This is a genomic window from Mycolicibacterium canariasense, from assembly GCF_002101555.1.
GTDB classification, from domain to species: domain Bacteria; phylum Actinomycetota; class Actinomycetes; order Mycobacteriales; family Mycobacteriaceae; genus Mycobacterium; species Mycobacterium canariasense.
On the sequence record NZ_LQOL01000068.1, the window covers coordinates 62038 to 82358 of the forward strand.

At 68.1% G+C, this 20321-nt stretch carries 14 protein-coding genes; 11 read left to right on the top strand and 3 right to left on the bottom strand.

Annotated features, from left to right (window positions below; translation table 11 throughout):
• Positions 1-20: 20 nt before the first annotated feature.
• Both AWB94_RS24015 and AWB94_RS24020 read right to left on the bottom strand, forming a co-directional pair.
• Complete coding sequence (locus AWB94_RS24015; protein WP_062658115.1) at positions 21-620, bottom strand: DinB family protein; 600 nt, start codon at positions 618-620, stop codon at positions 21-23.
• 2 nt (positions 621-622) lie between these two features.
• Positions 623-1153 carry a DinB family protein gene (locus AWB94_RS24020; RefSeq protein ID WP_062658114.1) on the bottom strand — a complete coding sequence of 177 codons (531 nt, stop codon included), beginning with the start codon at positions 1151-1153 and terminating at the stop codon, positions 623-625.
• Between the two features lie 61 nt (positions 1154-1214).
• Here AWB94_RS24020 and AWB94_RS24025 point away from each other — a divergent pair, with 61 nt between their 5' ends.
• The 11 genes from AWB94_RS24025 (at position 1215) to AWB94_RS24075 (ending at position 19987) form a co-directional block, all read left to right on the top strand.
• Entirely contained in the window at positions 1215-2165 is a 951-nt protein-coding gene (locus AWB94_RS24025; protein ID WP_062658161.1) for a helix-turn-helix transcriptional regulator, read from the top strand.
• 10 nt (positions 2166-2175) lie between these two features.
• Positions 2176-6330 carry a glycoside hydrolase family 38 N-terminal domain-containing protein gene (locus tag AWB94_RS24030; RefSeq protein ID WP_062658113.1) on the top strand — a complete coding sequence of 1385 codons (4155 nt, stop codon included), beginning with the start codon at positions 2176-2178 and terminating at the stop codon, positions 6328-6330.
• Positions 6327-6890 carry a DUF7158 domain-containing protein gene (locus tag AWB94_RS24035; protein ID WP_062658112.1) on the top strand — a complete coding sequence of 188 codons (564 nt, stop codon included), beginning with the start codon at positions 6327-6329 and terminating at the stop codon, positions 6888-6890. Before AWB94_RS24030 ends, AWB94_RS24035 begins: the two co-directional genes overlap by 4 nt.
• 16 nt (positions 6891-6906) lie before the next feature.
• Positions 6907-7809 (top strand): ROK family protein, encoded by a 903-nt coding sequence (locus AWB94_RS24040; RefSeq protein ID WP_062658111.1) that lies wholly within the window; start codon positions 6907-6909, stop codon positions 7807-7809.
• Positions 7810-8077: 268 nt separating this feature from the next.
• Complete coding sequence (gene rplJ / locus AWB94_RS24045; protein ID WP_062658110.1) at positions 8078-8614, top strand: 50S ribosomal protein L10; 537 nt, start codon at positions 8078-8080, stop codon at positions 8612-8614.
• A 32-nt stretch (positions 8615-8646) separates the two neighbouring features.
• Positions 8647-9039 (top strand): 50S ribosomal protein L7/L12, encoded by a 393-nt coding sequence (gene rplL, locus AWB94_RS24050; RefSeq protein WP_062658109.1) that lies wholly within the window; start codon positions 8647-8649, stop codon positions 9037-9039.
• A 181-nt stretch (positions 9040-9220) separates the two neighbouring features.
• Positions 9221-10309 carry an ABC transporter ATP-binding protein gene (locus AWB94_RS24055; protein WP_062658108.1) on the top strand — a complete coding sequence of 363 codons (1089 nt, stop codon included), beginning with the start codon at positions 9221-9223 and terminating at the stop codon, positions 10307-10309.
• Positions 10310-10763: 454 nt separating this feature from the next.
• Positions 10764-14258 (top strand): DNA-directed RNA polymerase subunit beta, encoded by a 3495-nt coding sequence (rpoB, locus tag AWB94_RS24060; RefSeq protein ID WP_084395325.1) that lies wholly within the window; start codon positions 10764-10766, stop codon positions 14256-14258.
• Between the two features lie 59 nt (positions 14259-14317).
• On the top strand, positions 14318-18271 hold the full coding sequence (locus tag AWB94_RS24065) for a DNA-directed RNA polymerase subunit beta' (RefSeq protein WP_062658107.1): 3954 nt from the start codon (positions 14318-14320) through the stop codon (positions 18269-18271).
• A 149-nt stretch (positions 18272-18420) separates the two neighbouring features.
• The gene (locus tag AWB94_RS24070; RefSeq protein ID WP_062658106.1) at positions 18421-19170 is read left to right on the top strand and encodes a deoxyribonuclease IV; all 750 of its coding nucleotides are present in this window, start codon (positions 18421-18423) and stop codon (positions 19168-19170) included.
• Positions 19171-19174: 4 nt separating this feature from the next.
• Positions 19175-19987 (top strand): CE1 family esterase, encoded by an 813-nt coding sequence (locus AWB94_RS24075; protein ID WP_062658105.1) that lies wholly within the window; start codon positions 19175-19177, stop codon positions 19985-19987.
• On the opposite strand, the gene AWB94_RS24080 is transcribed toward AWB94_RS24075, so the two are convergent.
• A complete protein-coding gene (locus AWB94_RS24080; RefSeq protein WP_062658104.1) occupies positions 19972-20304 on the bottom strand; it encodes a cupin domain-containing protein in 333 nt (110 codons plus the stop codon). The genes AWB94_RS24075 and AWB94_RS24080 overlap by 16 nt on opposite strands.
• Positions 20305-20321 lie beyond the last annotated feature (17 nt).

The window sequence follows — 20321 nt, forward strand, 5'->3', positions numbered from 1 at the left end:
GCCATTTCGTCGTTCTCGACCTACACCGCGGCCGGGCGCCAGCGCTTGAGCCAGTCCGTCTCCGGCCACTCCTCGGCGGCGGCGAGCAACTCGTACATGGTGGCCCCGTCCACGCTCTCGCGGACGATGTCGGCATGCCCGGCGTGCCGGGACAGCTCCTCGACCAAGTGCAGCAGCACCCACCGCACCGACCAGTGGTCGATGTCTTGGGGGAACCATGGCACGTCGTGGGGCACCGGCACCGGCGCGTCCAGGTCGGCTTCGCCGAACACCCGTAAGGTCTCGGCGTTCTGCGCCACCAAGTCCTCGATGAGCCCGGCCAGCGTCTCGTCCTCGCGCATCACGTACTGGTCCTCGTACTCGGCCATCAGTTCGTCCATCGGCCGGGCATCCGGCGCGGGCATGGCCGGTGCGTGCTCGGCGCGTTCGGTCCAGCCCTTCTGACAGAAGGTGACGTGCTTGATCAGCCCGCCGATGGACAGCGCACTGACCGTCGGCGTGGTCCGGGCCTGCTCGTCGGTGAGGCCGTAGGACACCCCGAGGAACGCGTTCTGCTGGAAGGCCAAGAAGTTGATCAGGGTCTGGCGCTCGCCGGCGGCGGGATCGGGCATTCCGGGCATGTCTAGCTCTCCTTCTTGTTGGTGTGGATGTAAAGATCACGGATGCAAGCGATTTCGGCTCCGTGGTGGATCATCTCGCGGTTGATGTGCAGTACCAGCACGGCCATCGAATGGTCGGCATAGGCGCCCTCGGCAGGTCCGCAGGGTCGGGCCAGGCCGGCCTCGGTGAGCCCGCGCACTCCCGCGATCCAGCGTGCATAGGCGTCGTCGAGCTGGTCCAGCGCACCGGCCGCCGACGTCGCGTAGGGCCAGGACTCATAGTCCGCGGGCGGCCCGCCGAAATGGGAGTGGTTGCGCATGGCCAGCACCCCGACGATGACGTGCGCGAGCCGCCACGCGATGGTGGTGAACGGTTCCGGCCGCGGTGGCGGATAGGCGAAATCGACGACCGTCCCGGTTGCCCGGGGGTGCACCGTCCAGCAGCCCGGGACCGGCTCCCAGAAGTACTCGTCGTCGGTCAGGCCGTGCAGGCGTGGGCGCAGCTGATGCGTCCAGTGGAAATCCAGCTGGTCGGCCAGCAGTTCGGTGTCCATGGGACCACCTTGACAGGCTTATAGGACAGTTTCGGTCCTATGAATGAATCAGAATGGTGACATGAGTACCGCCAGGGTCCTGCAGCTGCTCGGTCTGCTGCAATCGCGCCGGGTGTGGACCTCCGACGAACTGGCCGAACGGCTGGAGGTCACCGCCCGCAGCGTGCGCCGCGATATCGAGCGGCTGCGTGACCTCGGCTATCCCGTGCACGCCAGCAAGGGGCACGGTGGCGGCTATCAACTGGGCGCCGGCGCCGCCCTGCCGCCGCTGCTGCTCGACCCGGACGAGGCCGTCGCGATGGCCGTCTGCCTGCGGCTGGCGGCCGGGGGCAGCGTCGCCGGTGTCGGCGAGTCGGCCCTGCGCGCGCTGTCCAAACTCGACCAGGTGATGCCCGCCCGGTTGCGATCGCAGGTGGCGGCCGTGCACGACACCACCGTCACGCTCACCTCGGCCACCGAGGACGTGGTCGACCCGGACATCCTGATGACCCTGGCCCGCGCGAGCCGCGACCACGAACACATCAGCTGCGGCTACGTCGACATCCGGGGCAACGCCACCCAGCGCCGCCTGGAGCCCTACCAGCTGGTGACCACCGGCCGGCGTTGGTATCTGCTGGCCTACGACCGGGACCGGGCGGACTGGCGCAGCCTGCGATTGGACCGGATGTCCGACGTCCGCGCGCTGGGCAGTACCTTCGTGCCCCGCGACGCACCCGATGCCGCCGACTACGTGCGCCGAGCGATCAGCTCGTCGCCGTACCGATACGTCGCGCGGGTGCGCTACCACGCCACCCAGGACGTTGTCGCCCAGACCTTTTCGGCCACCTCGGTGCAGATCGAGCCCGACGGCCCGGACGCCTGCATCGTGACCACCGGTGCCGACGACCCGGAGCGGATGGCGCTGTACCTGGCCATGCCGGGCTGCGAATTCGAGGTGCTCGATCCACCCGAGGTGATCCGGGCCGTAGGCGCCGCCGCCGAACGCCTCCGCAGGGCCGCTGCCCGAACGTAAGGTTCGCATCATGCGCCGCGGACGTGACGAGCCTTGCAACCCCGTCGCGGCCGAGTCCACCGAACTGTTCGTCGGGCCTGCCGACGCGCCGCTGCAGATCGTGCGCGTCACCTGCCGGGACGGCGCCGGTGCGGTGATCCGCATCGAGGGCGACGGACTGCGTGGCGAGGGGCCGGCCGCCGACGGCATCTGCGAGATCCCCGTGCACGTCGACGATCCGGTGCCGGGGCAACGCAGGCAGGCCCGCGCCGCCGGCCTGCCGTTCACCTTCGTCGTCGCCGAGCCCGGCTGGACCATGCACATGATCAGCCATTTCCACTACGACCCGGTCTGGTGGAACACCCAGGCGGCCTACACCAGCCTGTGGACCGAGGACCCGCCGGGCGCGTGCCGGCAGACCAACGGATTCGCGTTGGTGACCGCACACCTGGAGATGGCCCGGCGGGTTCCCGACTACAAGTTCGTGCTCGCCGAGGTGGACTATCTCAAGCCGTTCTGGGACACCCACCCCGAGGAACGCGCCGACCTGCGCCGCCTCATCGCCGACGGGCGGATCGAGATCATGGGCGGTACCTACAACGAACCCAACACCAACCTCACCAGCCCGGAAACGGCCATCCGGAACTTCGTCGCAGGCATGGGATTTCAGCGCGACGTGCTCGGTGCCGACCCCGCGACCGCCTGGCAACTCGACGTATTCGGCCACGATCCGCAGTTCCCGGGGATGGCCGCCGAGGCGGGACTGACGTCGAGTTCGTGGGCCCGCGGACCGCACCACCAATGGGGTCCGATGGCCGATCACGGGGACCCGGAACGCATGCAGTTCGCCAGCGAATTCGAGTGGACGGCGCCGTCCGGGCGCGGGCTGCTCACCCACTACATGCCCGCGCACTACGCGGCCGGGTGGTGGATGGACTCGGCGGCCACCCTCGCCGAGGCGGAGCGGCAGACCTTCGAACTGTTCACCCGGTTGAAGACGGTGGCGCTGACCCGCAATGTGCTGCTGCCCGTCGGCACCGATTACACGCCACCGAACAAGTGGGTCACCGAGATCCACCGCGACTGGAACGCCCGCTACACCTGGCCGCGGTTCGTGTGCGCGCTGCCCAAGGAGTTCTTCGCGGCTGTCCGCGCCGAACTCGACGCAAACGCAGAGCGGGCCCAAGTGCAGACCCGGGACATGAACCCGATCTACACCGGCAAGGATGTCTCCTATATCGACACCAAGCAGGCCAACCGGGCCGCCGAGAACGTGGTCCTGCAGGCCGAGCGGTTCGCGGTGTTCGCCGGATTGCTGTGCGGGGCCAGCTATCCGCAGGCAGCGTTGGAGAAGGCGTGGGTGCAGCTGGCCTACGGGGCGCACCACGACGCGATCACCGGCTCCGAATCCGACCAGGTGTATCTGGATCTGCTGACCGGCTGGCGGGACGCCTGGGAGTTGGGCCGCGCCGCCCGCGACAACGCGCTGGCCCTGCTCAGCGGCGCGGTGGATGCACCGATGGTGGTGTGGAATCCGTTGGCGCACCACCGAACCGATGTGGTGACCGCCCACCTCGAGCAACCCTTTCGCGGTGTGGTGCGCAACCGGCACGGCGAGGTGGTGCCTTCGGTGGCCGACGGGCACACCCTGAGCTGGCTGGCCTCCGACGTCGGGTCGCTCGGTTGGGATTCCTACCGACTGGACGACGACACCCCGGGGTCAGCCTGGGAACAACTGGCCGGCAACGAGATCGGCAACGACCACTACCGGATCCGGGTCGACCCGCAGCGGGGAGGTGCGGTGTGTTCGGTGCTTGCCGCCGGTCGAGAACTGCTCGCGGCCGGCCGGGTGGGCAACGAGCTGGCCGTCTACGACGAGTACGCCGCGCACCCCACCGCCGGGGAAGGGCCGTGGCATCTGCTGCCGAAGGGGCCGGTGGTGTGCTCGTCGGCGTATGCCGCGCAGGTCCAGGCCTGCCGAAGCGAGCTCGGCGAGCGCCTGACCGTGCACGGACGCATCGGCGAACTGTTGCGCTACACCCAGACGATCACGCTGTGGCGCGGCCTCTCCCGCATCGAATGCCGCACCGCGATACACGAGTTCACCGGCGCCGACCGGTTGCTGCGGCTGCGCTGGCCCTGTCCGGTGCCCGGCGCCATGCCGGTCAGCGAGGTCGGTGACGCGGTGATCGGGCGCGGCTTCGGCCTGCTGCACCGGCGTGGCGAACCGCACGCGGTGGATGCGGCGCAGCACCCGTCCACCATGGACAACCCCGCCTACGGTTGGTTCGGGCTGTCCTCGATGCTGCGGGTGCGCGTCGGGGCGGGCGTGCGCGCGGTGTCGGTGGCCGAAGTCGTCACGCCGGGCGAACAATTCGATACCCGAGATCTCATGGTCGCCCTCGTGCGCGCCGGGGTCACGGCCACCTGCAGCGCGGCCGGCCGGCCACGCTACGGGGACCTGTCGGTGGACTCCAACCTGCCCGACGCCCGCATCGCGGTCGGCTGCCCGGACGAGAACACGTTCACCGCGGCGGTGCTGGCCACCGCGCCCGAGCATCGCCGGGAACTGGATCGGCAACTGGCTGCCACCGGCACCGCCCGGGTCTGGGTGCCCGCGACGTCCGAACTCGCCGCGGTGTGGGTTCCCGGTGCCGACCTGCGCGGTGTCCGCAGCCTGCCGGTGCTGATCGTCGCCGGGGACGTCGACGCGCTGGTCGCCGATCTCGCCGACGCGGAGATCTCGGTGCCCCAGGACGCCCCGGCCGGGCTGACACCGTTCGAGTCGGTGACCGTGGCCCTGTGCAACCGCGGCGTGCCGGGGTTCGCCGTCGAACCCGACGGCACCCTGCACACCTCGCTGATGCGGTCATGCACCGGCTGGCCGTCGGGCACGTGGATCGACCCGCCCCGCCGCACCGCCCCGGACGGGTCGAACTTTCAACTGCAGCACTGGTCGCACACCTTCGACTACGCCGTGATCGTCGGCGAGGGGGATTGGCGCGATGCCGATATCCCACAGCGCAGCGCGGAGTTCGCACATCCGCTCATCGCGGTCCGCAACCGGCGGGCCGGCGCCGACGGCCTGCCCGCGCACGGTGCCCTCCTCGACGTCGATTCGTCCGGCGGCCGGGTCACCCTCGGTGCGCTCAAGGCCGCCGGCAATCCGTTCGCACGTGGATCGGCCGAGCCGGTGGACCCCGCTTCGATCACCCTACGGTTGGTCGAAACACACGGTCGCAGCGCGGAATTCGTGGTGCGATCCGGTATCTGCAGCGTCTCGCCGCTGGCCGCCGCGGACCTGCTGGAGCGTCCGGCCGGTGCGACGACGGCGGCGCTGCACGGCTATCAGATCGCCACTCTGCGCGGCCGGCTGGACGGCATCCGGATCGCCAACGCCGATCATCAGCCGCTGGCCCCGGACGCCGAGGACGCGCAGCCGCTCTATGCCCGGTATTGGCTGCACAACCGGGGCCCGGCACCGCTGGGCGGCCTGCCGGTGGTAGCGCACCTGCATCCCAGCCACGTGACGGCGGTGACGGATCAGGTTGTGCGGCTTCGGCTCACCGCGGCCAGTGATTGCACCGACACCGCCCTGCGCGGCCGGGTCCGGTTGGCGCTCCCGCCGGGCTGGACGGCCGAGCCGGGCGACTTGTCCTTCGTGCTGCCGCCGGGGGAGTACCTGGACGCCGATGTCGAGGTGACCCGCCCGCCGGACTGTCCGCCGGGCCTGTACCCGATCCGTGCTGAATTGGCCGCCCGCGGCCGTGCCGAATCGGCCGCCCGCGGTCGCGGGCTGCCCGCGGCCTGGCATCAGGTGGTCGAAGACGTGTCCCTGGTGTCGGTCGGCGCGCCGGCCGATGCGCAGGTGCTGCGGTTGCTCACCGGGCCGGAAGCGGTGCGGGTGCGGGCCGGGGAGCGCGGCCGCTTGACGGTCACGGTCGGCACCGACGCGCATGCCGACCTGGCCGTCGAAGCCCACCTGATCAGTCCGTGGGGCACCTGGGAGTGGCTGGGGCCGGCGGCCACCGGTGCCGAATTGCCGGCCGGTGCAACGCTGCGGCTGGATTTCGCCGTGGCGCCGCCGCCGTGGGTGCAACCGGGCCGATGGTGGGCGCTGATCCGGCTGGCCTGCGCGGGCCGGCTGGTGTACTCACCGGCGGTCGCCGTGGAGGTACTGCCGTGACGACGGTTGCCTGGGTGGCCGGCGACCCGATCGCCGAAACCGAGGTCGACGAACGCGAAAGGCGGCTGCGGGCAGGTCAGTTCGGCTCCGCCCTGCCTCGCCCGGGAACCAGCGAGGGCAGGCAGTTGCGGCGCTGGCTGACCCAACTGCTGGTCGCCGAGCGGGTGGTGGCGGGCCAGCCCGGCGCCGTCGACCCGCCCGCCGTGTACGAGGTGTTGCCCGACGCCGCCGCCCGGCTGGAAATCGGCAGCGTCGCCGCGGCGGTCCTGGATGACCCGCACGCCCGCGCGGTGTTCGCCCGCGTCACCGCCGCCGTCGATGTCACCGAGGCGGACGTCGCGGCCTATCACGCCCGCAACCCGGGGCGATTCGGTCCGCGCCGGACGGCCATCCCGCTGGCCCAGGCGCGGCCGGCGATCAGCGAGCATCTGCGCGCCGCCGCGCGGCGCCGGGCCTTCCGGTGCTGGCTGGACGGACAGGTCGCCGACCTGGTGCGGCTGGCACCCGGATACGAGCATCCCGGCGACCCCCGCCAGCCGGACAACACCCACCGGCACTGACAGAGATGGGCATCCGATGACTCTCACCCTGGCCGTCGACGTCGGCGGCACCAAGATCGCCGTCGGTCTCGTCGACGGCGACGGCACCCTCACCCACCGCGACCAGCGGCCCACCCCGGCCGGTGATGCCAACGCGGTATGGGCCGTCGCGGCAGACCTGATTCACCAGACGCTCCGCCGGGCCGGTGACACCGTGACGGCCACCGGTATCAGCTCGGCCGGCCCCGTCGACCTGGCTCAGGGGACCGTCAGTCCGATCAATATCGCTGCCTGGCAAGGCTTTCCGATTGTCGAGCGGACCCGGCGGCTCACCGGTGGTCCGGTGCGACTCGGCGGTGACGGGCTGTGCATGGCGCTCGGTGAGCAATGGCGCGGGGCCGGGGCCGGCGCGGCCTTCCTGCTGGGCATGGTGGTCTCGACCGGTATCGGCGGGGGATTGGTGCTCGACGGCGCCCCGTATGACGGGCGCACCGGCAACGCCGGCCACGTCGGTCATGTCGTCGTCGAGGCCGACGGGGCACCGTGCACCTGCGGCGGCCGGGGTTGTGTGGAGACCGTCGCCGCCGGCCCGCACCTGGTGCGGTGGGCCCGCGCCAACGGCTGGGCGGCGCCGCCCGGTGCCGACGCCAGGCAACTGGCCGAGGCCGCAGCCTCCGGTGACCCGATCGCCGTCCAGGCGTACCGCCGCGGTGCGGCGGGCGTGGCGATGATGATCGCCGGGGTGGCGGCGACGTGTGACCTGGACCGTGTCGTGATCGGCGGCGGGGTGGCCAAGTCGGGGTCGCTGCTGTTCGATCCATTGCGGGCCGCGCTGCGGACCTACGCCGGACTGTCGTTCCTCCGGGACCTACAGGTGCTGCCCGCCGCCCTCGGCGGTGACGCGGGGCTGGTGGGGGCGGCCGCGTTGGCCCGGGCCTGACGGCCGTTTTGGCCGATGGCGGGGGTATCGGCTACTCTTGTGCGGTTCCACCGAAGACCGTCGGTCACCGAATTCTGTTCGGTTGAAGGTCCGGATCTATCTGTTGTTCTTCGCGCAAGCGGCTCATCAGATGCCCGGCGGCCCACGCAGGAGGACGAGGTAACAGTATTTTTCTGCGCCCCGACCTGTCCTGTGTCGGGGCGTTCGTGATTTCTGGCCTTCGTGATCACCGGTTGGTGGACGTCCCAACCATCACGAGGAGGCAAGCATGGCCAAGGCTGACAAGGCCACCGCGGTCGCCGACATCGCCGAGAAGTTCAAGGAGGCGACGGCCACCGTCGTCACCGAGTACCGCGGCCTGACGGTATCCAACCTTGCCGAGCTGCGCAGGTCGCTGGGCTCCGGCGCGTCGTACACCGTCGCCAAGAACACCTTGGTGAAGCGTGCGGCATCGGAGGCCGGCATCGAGGGTCTCGACGATCTGTTCGCCGGCCCGACCGCCATCGCGTTCATCAACGGCGAGCCCGTCGACGCCGCGAAGGCGATCAAGAAGTTCGCCAAGGACAACAAGGCGCTCGTCATCAAGGGCGGCTACATGGACGGCAAGGCGCTGTCCGTGTCCGAGGTCGAGCGGATCGCCGACCTGGAGTCGCGCGAGGTGCTGCTGTCGCGGGTCGCCGGCGCGCTCAAGGCGAAGCAGTCCCAGGCCGCGGCGCTGTTCGTGGCGCCCGCGTCCCAGGTCGCCCGCCTGGCCGCAGCTCTGCAAGAGAAGAAGGCCGGCTCGGAAAACACCGACGCCGCCTGAGACCAACCACCAACAACAGATAAGGAAACACCATGGCAAAGCTGTCCACCGAAGAACTCATCGACGCCTTCAAGGAACTGACCCTGCTCGAGCTCTCTGAGTTCGTGAAGGTGTTCGAGGAGACCTTCGACGTCACCGCCGCCGCCCCGGTCGCCGTCGCGGCCGCCGGCCCCGCCGCCGGTGGCGCTGCCGCCGAGGCCGCCGAGGAGCAGTCCGAGTTCGACGTCATCCTCGAGGGTGCCGGCGACAAGAAGATCGGCGTCATCAAGGTCGTCCGCGAGATCGTCTCCGGCCTGGGCCTCAAGGAAGCCAAGGACCTGGTCGACGGCGCTCCCAAGCCGCTGCTGGAGAAGGTCACCAAGGAAGCCGCCGACGACGCCAAGGCCAAGCTCGAGGCCGCCGGCGCGACGGTCACCGTCAAGTAGTTTCGGTTCGTCGAGGGGCCGGGTCGGAAACGACCCGGCCCTTTGTCGTGAAGGTTGTCGCGCAACGGCGCGGCCGGCCGGTGACTTCCGTGTTGCTGAAATCCCACGTGCGCTACAGTGACTCAAGCCACAGGCGGGGGTAGGCAGGTGGCGCGGTGAGCCGTAGTCGGAAGGAAATCGTATGGGCGTCCAAATCGACGTGACCGGACTGAGCAAATCGTTCGGGTCGTCGAAGATCTGGGAAGACGTCACGATGTCGATTCCCGCCGGCGAGGTCAGCGTGTTGCTGGGACCGTCCGGTACCGGTAAGTCGGTGTTCCTGAAGTCGTTGATCGGTCTGCTGCGCCCGGAGAAGGGTTCCATCGTCATCGACGGGACCAACATCCTGGAGTGCTCGGCCAAGGAGCTCTACGAGATCCGCACCCTGTTCGGTGTGCTGTTCCAGGACGGCGCGCTGTTCGGGTCGATGAACATCTACGACAACACCGCCTTCCCGCTGCGCGAGCACACCAAGAAGTCCGAGTCCGAGATCCGCAAGGTCGTGATGGAGAAGCTCGAACTGGTGGGTATGCCCAATGACGGGCACAAGTTCCCCGGTGAGATCTCCGGCGGTATGCGCAAGCGTGCCGGCCTGGCCCGGGCGTTGGTGCTGGACCCGCAGATCATCCTGTGCGACGAGCCGGACTCGGGTCTGGACCCGGTCCGTACCGCGTATCTGAGCCAGCTGCTCATCGATATCAACGCCCAGATCGACGCGACCGTGCTGATCGTGACGCACAACATCAACATCGCCAGGACGGTGCCGGACAACATCGGCATGTTGTTCCGTAAGCATCTGGTGATGTTCGGGCCGCGTGAGGTGTTGTTGACCAGTGAGGAGCCGGTGGTCAGGCAGTTCCTCAACGGTCGGCGTATCGGCCCGATCGGTATGTCGGAGGAGAAGGACGAGGCGACCGCGGCGGCCGAGCAGGCGATGTTGGAGGCCGGCCAGCATGACGGCGGTGTCGAGGAGATCGAGGGTGTGCCGCCGCAGCTGACGGCGACCCCGGGGATGCCCGAGCGTCAGGGGGTGGCCCGGCGCCAGGCCCGGGTGCGCGAGATCCTGCACACCCTGCCCCAAGCCGCCCAGGCCGCGATCCTCGACGACCTGGAGGGCACGCACCGGTACAAGGCGCACGAGTTCGCCGAGGAGCACGTGCACCACGCCGCGCCGCAGGCCGCCGACGAGGAATTCCCGACCGCCTCCATCCCACGCGCCGTCGAGCGGTAGCCCACGCAACCCGGTTTCACCGCGGCGCGTCCAAGATGTGATCTTCATCACGGCTGTCTTGGGCGCGCTCGTGTCGGTGGGGACCATTACTATCCAAAAGTGCACAGCAAACCGCGTGTGAAGTCTTGACGGAAGCGCCCAAACGGGCCAGTCTGTTGGGCAGCATGTGTACACGGATTGCGGACGCCAGCCAGCGCCCCACCGCTATCACACGCGGTGGTTGAGGAATGCGCCTTCCTGCGCTATCGTTGGACGTTGCGCTGGCTGCATCCTGCCCACCCCTCATTTGCACCTGACATCGTGAACCTAGCCTGAGCCCTGCTCAGTGATCTGGTCGCGTGCCGTGCGTCCGAGGTTCGGACTGTGAGAACGCCAGCCGAACCGACGCAGATTAAAGCGGCACGAAGGAACAGGCGCCCAAGCTCATTGGGACCCTTCCAGAAGGTCGCATCAGTTGCTGGAAGGGTGCATCTTGGCAGTCTCTCGCCAGAGCAAGTCCGTTATCTCTAACTCCGTACCGGGAGCGCCTAACCGAATTTCATTCGCGAAGCTCCGGGAACCACTCGAGGTCCCGGGGCTGCTCGACGTTCAGATCGATTCTTTCGAGTGGTTGGTCGGCTCCGAGCAGTGGCGTGCCAAGGCCGTCGAGCGCGGTGACGTCAACCCGGTGGGTGGCCTCGAAGAGGTCCTCGCCGAATTGTCCCCGATCGAGGATTTCTCCGGCTCCATGTCGCTGAGCTTCTCCGATCCGCGCTTCGACGAGGTCAAGGCCCCGGTCGACGAGTGCAAAGACAAGGACATGACGTACGCGGCCCCGCTGTTCGTCACGGCCGAGTTCATCAACAACAACACCGGCGAGATCAAGAGCCAGACGGTCTTCATGGGTGACTTCCCGATGATGACCGACAAGGGCACCTTCATCATCAACGGCACCGAGCGTGTCGTGGTCAGCCAGCTGGTCCGCTCGCCCGGTGTGTACTTCGACCAGACCATCGACAAGGCCACCGAGAAGGACCTGCACAGCGTCAAGGTCATCCCGGGCCGCGGCGCCTGGCTGGAGTTCGACGTGGACAAGCGCGACACCGTCGGCGTCCGCATCGACCGCAAGCGTCGTCAGCCGGTCACCGTCCTGCTCAAGGCGCTCGGCTGGACCAACGAGCAGATCACCGAGCGCTTCGGCTTCTCCGAGATCATGATGGGCACCCTGGAGAAGGACAACACCGCCGGCACCGACGAGGCGCTGCTGGACATCTACCGCAAGCTGCGCCCGGGCGAGCCGCCGACCAAGGAGTCCGCGCAGACCCTGCTGGAGAACCTGTTCTTCAAGGAGAAGCGTTACGACCTGGCCCGCGTCGGCCGGTACAAGGTGAACAAGAAGCTCGGGCTGAACGCCGGGCAGCCGATCACCAATTCGACGCTGACGCCTGCGGACATCGCGGCCACCATCGAGTACCTGGTGCGCCTGCACGAGGGCCAGACCACGATGACCGCGCCCGACGGCGTCGAGGTCCCCGTCGAGGTCGACGACATCGACCACTTCGGTAACCGTCGTCTGCGCACCGTCGGCGAGCTGATCCAGAACCAGATCCGGGTCGGCCTGTCCCGCATGGAGCGCGTCGTGCGCGAGCGGATGACCACCCAGGACGTCGAGGCGATCACCCCGCAGACCCTGATCAACATCCGTCCCGTCGTGGCGGCGATCAAGGAGTTCTTCGGAACATCGCAGCTGTCGCAGTTCATGGACCAGAACAACCCGCTTTCCGGTTTGACCCATAAGAGGCGTCTGTCCGCTTTGGGCCCCGGTGGTCTGTCCCGTGAGCGCGCCGGCCTCGAGGTCCGCGACGTGCACTCGTCGCATTACGGCCGCATGTGCCCGATCGAGACGCCGGAAGGCCCGAACATCGGCCTGATCGGTTCGCTGTCGGTGTACGCGCGGGTGAACCCGTTCGGTTTCATCGAGACCCCGTACCGCAAGGTCGTCGACGGTGTCATCACCGACCAGATCGACTACCTGACGGCCGACGAGGAGGACCGCCACGTCGTGGCGCAGGCCAACTCGCCGATCGACGACAACGGCCGGTTCACCGAGGACAAGATCCTCGTCCGTCGTAAGGGTGGCGAGGTCGAGTTCGTCTCCGCCACCGAGGTGGACTACATGGACGTCTCGCCGCGCCAGATGGTGTCGGTCGCGACGGCGATGATCCCGTTCCTCGAGCACGACGACGCCAACCGTGCCCTGATGGGTGCCAACATGCAGCGCCAGGCCGTCCCGCTGGTGCGCAGCGAGGCCCCGCTGGTCGGTACCGGTATGGAGCTGCGCGCCGCCATCGACGCCGGCGATGTCGTGGTCGCCGAGAAGGCGGGCGTGGTCGAAGAGGTCTCGGCCGACTACATCACCGTGATGGCCGACGACGGCACCCGCCGCAGCTACGTGTTGCGCAAGTTCAACCGCTCCAACCACGGCACGTGCGCCAACCAGCGCCCGATCGTGGATCACGGGCAGCGGGTGGAGGTCGGCCAGGTGCTGGCCGACGGCCCCTGCACCGAGAACGGTGAGATGGCCCTGGGCAAGAACCTGCTCGTGGCGATCATGCCGTGGGAGGGCCACAACTACGAGGACGCGATCATCCTCTCCAACCGCCTGGTGGAAGAGGACGTGCTCACCTCGATTCACATCGAAGAGCACGAGATCGACGCCCGCGACACCAAGCTGGGCGCCGAGGAGATCACCCGGGACATCCCGAACGTCTCCGACGAGGTGCTGGCCGATCTCGACGAGCGCGGCATCATCCGCATCGGTGCCGAGGTCCGCGACGGCGACATCCTGGTCGGCAAGGTCACCCCGAAGGGCGAGACCGAGCTGACCCCGGAGGAGCGCCTGCTGCGTGCCATCTTCGGTGAGAAGGCCCGCGAGGTCCGCGACACGTCGCTCAAGGTGCCGCACGGTGAGTCCGGCAAGGTCATCGGCATCCGGGTGTTCTCCCGCGAGGACGACGACGAGCTGCCCGCCGGCGTCAACGAGCTGGTGCGCGTCTACGTGGCCCAGAAGCGCAAGATCTCCGACGGCGACAAGCTCGCCGGCCGCCACGGCAACAAGGGCGTCATCGGCAAGATCCTGCCCGTCGAGGACATGCCGTTCCTCCCAGACGGCACCCCGGTGGACATCATCCTGAACACCCACGGTGTGCCGCGACGGATGAACATCGGCCAGATCCTGGAAACCCACCTCGGGTGGGTGGCCAAGGCCGGCTGGAACATCGAAGGGTCGCCCGAGTGGGCCGGCAACCTCCCCGAGGAACTGCTGTCCGCACCGGCCGACAGCATCGTGTCCACCCCGGTGTTCGACGGTGCCCGCGAGGCGGAGCTGCAGGGTCTGCTCGGCTCGACGCTGCCGAACCGCGACGGTGAGGTCATGGTCGACGCCGACGGCAAGGCACGGCTGTTCGACGGACGCAGTGGCGAACCGTTCCCGTACCCGGTGACGGTCGGCTACATGTACATCCTCAAGCTGCACCACCTGGTGGACGACAAGATCCACGCGCGCTCCACCGGCCCGTACTCGATGATCACCCAGCAGCCGCTCGGCGGTAAGGCGCAGTTCGGTGGCCAGCGCTTCGGTGAGATGGAGTGCTGGGCGATGCAGGCCTACGGTGCGGCGTACACGCTGCAGGAGCTGCTCACCATCAAGTCCGACGACACGGTGGGCCGCGTCAAGGTGTACGAGGCGATCGTCAAGGGCGAGAACATCCCCGAACCCGGTATCCCGGAGTCGTTCAAGGTGCTTCTCAAGGAACTGCAGTCGCTGTGCCTCAACGTCGAGGTCCTGTCTTCTGACGGAGCCGCGATCGAGATGCGTGACGGTGACGACGAGGACCTGGAGCGTGCCGCTGCCAACCTCGGAATCAACCTGTCCCGCAACGAATCCGCTTCTGTCGAAGACTTGGCCTGATCGCGGCGGAGCCGCGGCGCTAATCAAGTTTCAACACCCGAAAGGGGAAAGGGAGTTACGTGCTAGACGTCAACTTCTTCGATGAACTCCGTATCGGTCTGGCGACCGCGGACGACATCCGCAACTGGTCCTACGGCGAGGTCAAGAAGCCCGAGACCATCAACTACCGCACGCTCAAGCCCGAAAAGGACGGCCTGTTCTGCGAGAAGATCTTCGGACCTACTCGCGACTGGGAGTGCTACTGCGGTAAGTACAAGCGCGTCCGGTTCAAGGGCATCATCTGTGAGCGCTGCGGCGTCGAGGTGACCCGCGCCAAGGTGCGCCGTGAGCGGATGGGCCACATCGAGCTGGCCGCGCCCGTCACGCACATCTGGTACTTCAAGGGTGTGCCGAGCCGGCTGGGCTACCTGCTGGATCTCGCCCCGAAGGATCTCGAGAAGATCATCTACTTCGCGGCCTACGTCATCACCGACGTCGACAACGAGATGCGGCACAACGAGCTGTCCACCCTCGAGGCCGAGATGGTCGTCGAGAAGAAGGCCGTCGAGGACCAGCGCGACGCCGACCTGGAGGCCCGCGCCCAGAAGCTCGAAGCCGACCTGGCCGAGCTCGAGGCCGAGGGTGCCAAGTCCGACGTGCGCCGCAAGGTGCGCGACGGCGGCGAGCGGGAGATGCGCCAGCTGCGCGACCGGGCCCAGCGTGAACTGGACCGGCTCGACGAGATCTGGACCACCTTCACCAAGCTGGCTCCCAAGCAGCTGATCGTCGACGAGGTGCTCTACCGCGAGCTGCAGGACCGCTACGGCGAGTACTTCACCGGTGCCATGGGTGCGGAGTCGATCAAGAAGCTCATCGAGAACTTCGACATCGACGCCGAGGCCGAGTCGCTGCGCGACACCATCAAGAACGGCAAGGGCCAGAAGAAGCTGCGTGCGCTCAAGCGTCTGAAGGTCGTCGCCGCGTTCCAGCAGTCCGGCAACTCGCCGATGGGCATGGTGCTCGACGCCGTTCCGGTGATCCCGCCGGAGCTGCGCCCGATGGTTCAGCTCGACGGTGGCCGCTTCGCGACCTCCGACCTGAACGACCTGTACCGCCGCGTGATCAACCGCAACAACCGGCTCAAGCGACTGATCGACCTCGGTGCTCCCGAGATCATCGTCAACAACGAGAAGCGCATGCTTCAGGAGTCGGTGGACGCGCTGTTCGACAACGGCCGCCGCGGGCGTCCGGTCACCGGACCGGGCAACCGTCCGCTCAAGTCGCTGTCCGATCTGCTCAAGGGCAAGCAGGGCCGGTTCCGGCAGAACCTGCTCGGTAAGCGCGTCGACTACTCGGGCCGTTCGGTCATCGTGGTCGGTCCGCAGCTGAAGCTGCACCAGTGCGGTCTGCCGAAGCTGATGGCGCTGGAACTGTTCAAGCCGTTCGTGATGAAGCGCCTGGTCGACCTCAACCACGCGCAGAACATCAAGAGCGCCAAGCGGATGGTCGAGCGGCAGCGTCCCCAGGTGTGGGATGTCCTCGAAGAGGTCATCGCCGAGCACCCGGTGCTGCTCAACCGCGCACCGACGCTGCACCGCCTCGGTATCCAGGCCTTCGAGCCGCAGCTGGTGGAGGGCAAGGCCATCCAGCTGCACCCGCTGGTCTGTGAGGCGTTCAACGCCGACTTCGACGGTGACCAGATGGCCGTGCACCTCCCGCTGAGCGCCGAGGCGCAGGCCGAGGCGCGCATCCTGATGCTGTCCTCGAACAACATCCTGTCTCCCGCGTCGGGCCGCCCGCTGGCCATGCCGCGTCTGGACATGGTGACCGGGCTGTTCTTCCTGACCACCGAGGTCGAGGGGGACACCGGCGAGTACACCCCGGCCACCAAGGATCAGCCGGAGACCGGCGTGTACAGCAGCCCGGCCGAGGCCATCATGGCGCTGGACCGCGGCGCGCTGAGCGTGCGGGCCAAGATCAAGGTGCGGCTGACGCAGCAGCGTCCGCCGGCCGCGGTCGAAGCGGAGCTGTTCGAGAATGGCTGGACCCCGGGTGACGCCTGGACCGCCGAGACCACGCTGGGTCGGGTGCTGTTCAACGAATTGCTGCCCAAGGGCTACCCGTTCGTCAACGCGCAGATGTTCAAGAAGGCGCAGGCCTCGATCATCAACGATCTGGCCGAGCGCTACCCGATGATCGTCGTAGCGCAGACGGTGGACAAGCTCAAGGACGCCGGCTTCTACTGGGCCACCCGTTCGGGTGTCACGGTTTCGATGGCCGACGTGCTCGTGCCGCCGCAGAAGCAGGAGATCCTGGAGCGCTACGAGGCCGAGGCCGACTCCATCGAGAAGCAGTACCAGCGCGGCAAGCTCAACCACGACGAGCGCAACGGCGAACTGGTGAAGATCTGGCAGCAGGCCACCGAAGAGGTCGGTAAGGCGCTCGAGTCGTACTACCCCGAGGACAACCCGATCATCACGATCGTGAAGTCCGGCGCCACGGGCAACCTGACCCAGACCCGCACGCTCGCGGGCATGAAGGGCCTGGTGACCAACCCGAAGGGTGAGTACATCCCGCGTCCGATCAAGTCCTCGTTCCGCGAGGGCCTGACCGTGCTGGAGTACTTCATCAACACCCACGGTGCCCGTAAGGGTCTGGCCGACACCGCGCTGCGTACCGCCGACTCGGGTTACCTGACCCGTCGTCTGGTGGACGTGTCGCAGGACGTCATCGTGCGCGAGCACGACTGTGAGACCGAGCGCGGTATCACCGTCACTCTCGCCGAGAAGCAGGCCGACGGTTCTCTGGTGCGCGACCAGCACATCGAGACGTCGGCGTACGCCCGCACGCTGGCCACCGACGCGGTGGACGCCGCCGGCAACGTCGTCGTCGCGCGCGGCCACGACCTGGGCGACCCGGCCATCGACGCGCTGCTGGCGGCCGGCATCACCGAGGTGAAGGTGCGCTCCGTGCTGACCTGCACCACCGGCACCGGCGTCTGCGCCATGTGCTACGGCCGCTCGATGGCTACCGGCAAGCTCGTCGACATCGGCGAGGCCGTCGGTATCGTCGCCGCGCAGTCCATCGGTGAGCCCGGTACGCAGCTGACCATGCGTACCTTCCACCAGGGTGGTGTTACCGGTGGCGCCGACATCGTCGGTGGTCTGCCGCGTGTGCAGGAACTGTTCGAGGCCCGCGTGCCGCGCAACAAGGCGCCCATCGCGGACGTCGCCGGACGCGTCCGTCTCGAAGAGACCGACAAGTTCTACAAGATCACCATCATTCCCGACGACGGCAGCGAAGAGGTTGTCTACGACAAGCTCACCCGCCGTCAGCGGCTGAAGGTGTTCAAGCACGAGGACGGCTCCGAGCGTCTGCTCTCCGACGGTGACCATGTCACCGTGGGCCAGCAGCTGATGGAGGGTGCTGCCGACCCGCACGAGGTGCTGCGTGTGCAGGGCCCGCGCGAGGTGCAGATCCACCTGGTCAAGGAGGTCCAGGAGGTCTATCGGGCCCAGGGTGTGTCGATCCACGACAAGCACATCGAGGTCATCGTCCGGCAGATGCTGCGTCGCGTCACGATCATCGACTCGGGCGCCACGGAGTTCCTGCCCGGCTCGCTCACCGAGCGCGCCGAGTTCGAGACCGAGAACCGTCGGGTGGTGGCCGAGGGCGGCGAGCCCGCGGCCGGTCGCCCGGTGCTGATGGGTATCACCAAGGCATCGCTGGCCACCGATTCGTGGCTGTCGGCGGCGTCGTTCCAGGAGACCACCCGCGTGCTCACCGATGCGGCGATCAACTGCCGCAGCGACAAGCTGCAGGGTCTGAAGGAGAACGTGATCATCGGTAAGTTGATCCCGGCCGGTACGGGCATCGCCCGCTACCGCGACATCCAGGTTCAGCCGACCGAAGAGGCCCGCGCTGCGGCGTACACGATCCCGTCCTACGAGGATCAGTACTACAGCCCGGACTTCGGCCAGAGCACCGGCGCTGCCGTGCCGCTGGACGATTACGGATACTCGGACTACCGGTAACCGCGTAATAAAGAGGGCCCCCGCGCTCAGCGCGGGGGCCCTCTTCGCGCCGACACTACGGTTTCTGCTGTGAATCGCGCTATTTCGCGCGATGAACCGTAGTCTCGGCGCGGAGGTGCTGCACTCGTGGGCCACCTAGACTGGACGACGTGCTGATCGGTTCGCATGTCGACAATGCAGATCCCCTGGCCGCCGCGACCGCTGACGGCGCCGACGCGGTGCAGTTCTTCCTCGGCAACCCGCAGAGCTGGAAGAAACCGGCGCCGCGTGAGGACGCCGAGATCCTGCGGGCCTCGACGGTGCCGCTCTACGTGCATGCGCCGTACCTGATCAACGTCGCCTCGGCCAACAACAAGGTGCGCATCCCGTCGCGCAAGATTCTGCAGGACACCTGCGACGCCGCCGCGGCCATCGGCGCCACCGCCGTGATCGTGCACGGCGGGCACGCCGACGACAAGGATCTCGACGCCGGCTTCGAGCGCTGGGTCAAGGCCCTGGACGCGCTGAACACCGACGTCCCGGTGTACCTGGAGAACACCGCCGGCGGCGACCACGCGATGGCCCGCCACTTCGACACCATCGCCCGGTTGTGGGACCGCATCGGGGACAAGGGAATCGGCTTCTGCCTGGACACCTGCCACGCGTGGGCGGCGGGGGAGGCACTGGTCGACGCGGTGGACCGGATCCGGTCCATCACCGGCCGCATCGACCTGGTGCACTGCAACGATTCCCGCGACGCCGCCGGCTCGGGTGCCGACCGGCACGCCAACTTCGGGCTGGGGCAGATCGACCCGCAACTGCTGGCCGCCGTGGTCAAGGCCGCCGACGCCCCGGTGATCTGCGAGACCTCCGAAGAGGGCCGCAAGGACGACATCGCCTTCCTGCGCGAGAACGTCTAGGGCTGTGCGGGCTGCCGCGCTGCTTGCCGTCGCGCTGCTGGTGGCCGGGTGCAGCGGTCTGAGCGCCGCGGCCGCGGGGTCGACGGTGCGCCACCTCGGCGACCGGACGTATCTGCTGTACATACCCGACGACCTGCCGCCGCAGGCCCCGCTCGTGGTGATGCTGCACGGCGGGTTCGGATCGGCGGCGCAGGCCGAAAGAACCTATGGCTGGGACCGATTGGCCGATACCGCGAAGTTCGCGGTCGCCTACCCCGACGGTCTGGGCCGGGCCTGGAACGCGGGCGGGGGCTGCTGCGGGCGCAGCGCCACCGACGGCGTCGACGACGTCGGGTTCATCACCTCGGCGGTGACGGATGTTGCGCGAACGGTGGATATCGATCCCAAGCGGATCTACGCCACCGGGATCAGCAACGGTGGTCTGATGGCCTACGCATTGGCCTGCAACGCGTCGGTGTTCGCCGCGATCGGACCCGATTCGGCGACCCAGCTGGACCCGTGCCCGTCACCGCACCCGACGTCGGTCCTGCACATCCACGGCACCGCGGACCCCCGGATCCGTTACGACGGCGGTCGCGGTGACGGGTTCGTGCATATCGACGGGCCGCCCGTCCAGGAGCTGAACGCGTTCTGGCGCAATGTCGATCAGTGCGCCGCGCCCGTGGTCACCGTCGATGGGTCGGTCACGACGTCGGCGGCCGACTGTGCCGACGGACGCGGGGTGACGCTGATGACGGTCGCCGGCGGCGGCCACGAATGGCCGCCGTTCGCCACCGAACGCCTATGGCAGTTTTTCGCCGCTCATCCGGCGAGGTAGACCTTCCGCAGGGTCTCGGTGACCGTCCACACCGTCTCGGTCCCGGCGGCCAGGCGCACCACGTCGCCCGGGGCGAGCGTCAACGGTGCTGTCCCGTCGGCGAATTCGACGGTCGCCGCACCGGAGAGCACGACGAACACCTCGTCGGCCTCGACATCGGGCATCACCCCGGGGGTCATCTCCCAGACGCCGATCTCCAGGCCGCCGAGTTCGGTCAGCGTGTGCACGCCGGTGCGGGCGGAGCTGTCGGGGACGGGCTCCAGGGTGAGTTCCAGGTCGGTGGCGCGGAGGGCGGAGTTCGGCTTCACCGCGCTCATATTACAGATCTTGTGCG

Coding starts and splice junctions, on each gene's coding strand:
- AWB94_RS24080 (WP_062658104.1), bottom strand. CDS start 20,304: ATGAGCGCGGTGAAGCCGAACTCCGCCCTCCGCGCCACCGACCTGGAA.
- AWB94_RS24030 (WP_062658113.1), top strand. CDS start 2,176: ATGCGCCGCGGACGTGACGAGCCTTGCAACCCCGTCGCGGCCGAGTCC.
- AWB94_RS24015 (WP_062658115.1), bottom strand. CDS start 620: ATGCCCGGAATGCCCGATCCCGCCGCCGGCGAGCGCCAGACCCTGATC.
- AWB94_RS24025 (WP_062658161.1), top strand. CDS start 1,215: ATGAGTACCGCCAGGGTCCTGCAGCTGCTCGGTCTGCTGCAATCGCGC.
- rplL (WP_062658109.1), top strand. CDS start 8,647: ATGGCAAAGCTGTCCACCGAAGAACTCATCGACGCCTTCAAGGAACTG.
- rplJ (WP_062658110.1), top strand. CDS start 8,078: ATGGCCAAGGCTGACAAGGCCACCGCGGTCGCCGACATCGCCGAGAAG.
- AWB94_RS24020 (WP_062658114.1), bottom strand. CDS start 1,153: ATGGACACCGAACTGCTGGCCGACCAGCTGGATTTCCACTGGACGCAT.
- AWB94_RS24055 (WP_062658108.1), top strand. CDS start 9,221: ATGGGCGTCCAAATCGACGTGACCGGACTGAGCAAATCGTTCGGGTCG.
- AWB94_RS24040 (WP_062658111.1), top strand. CDS start 6,907: ATGACTCTCACCCTGGCCGTCGACGTCGGCGGCACCAAGATCGCCGTC.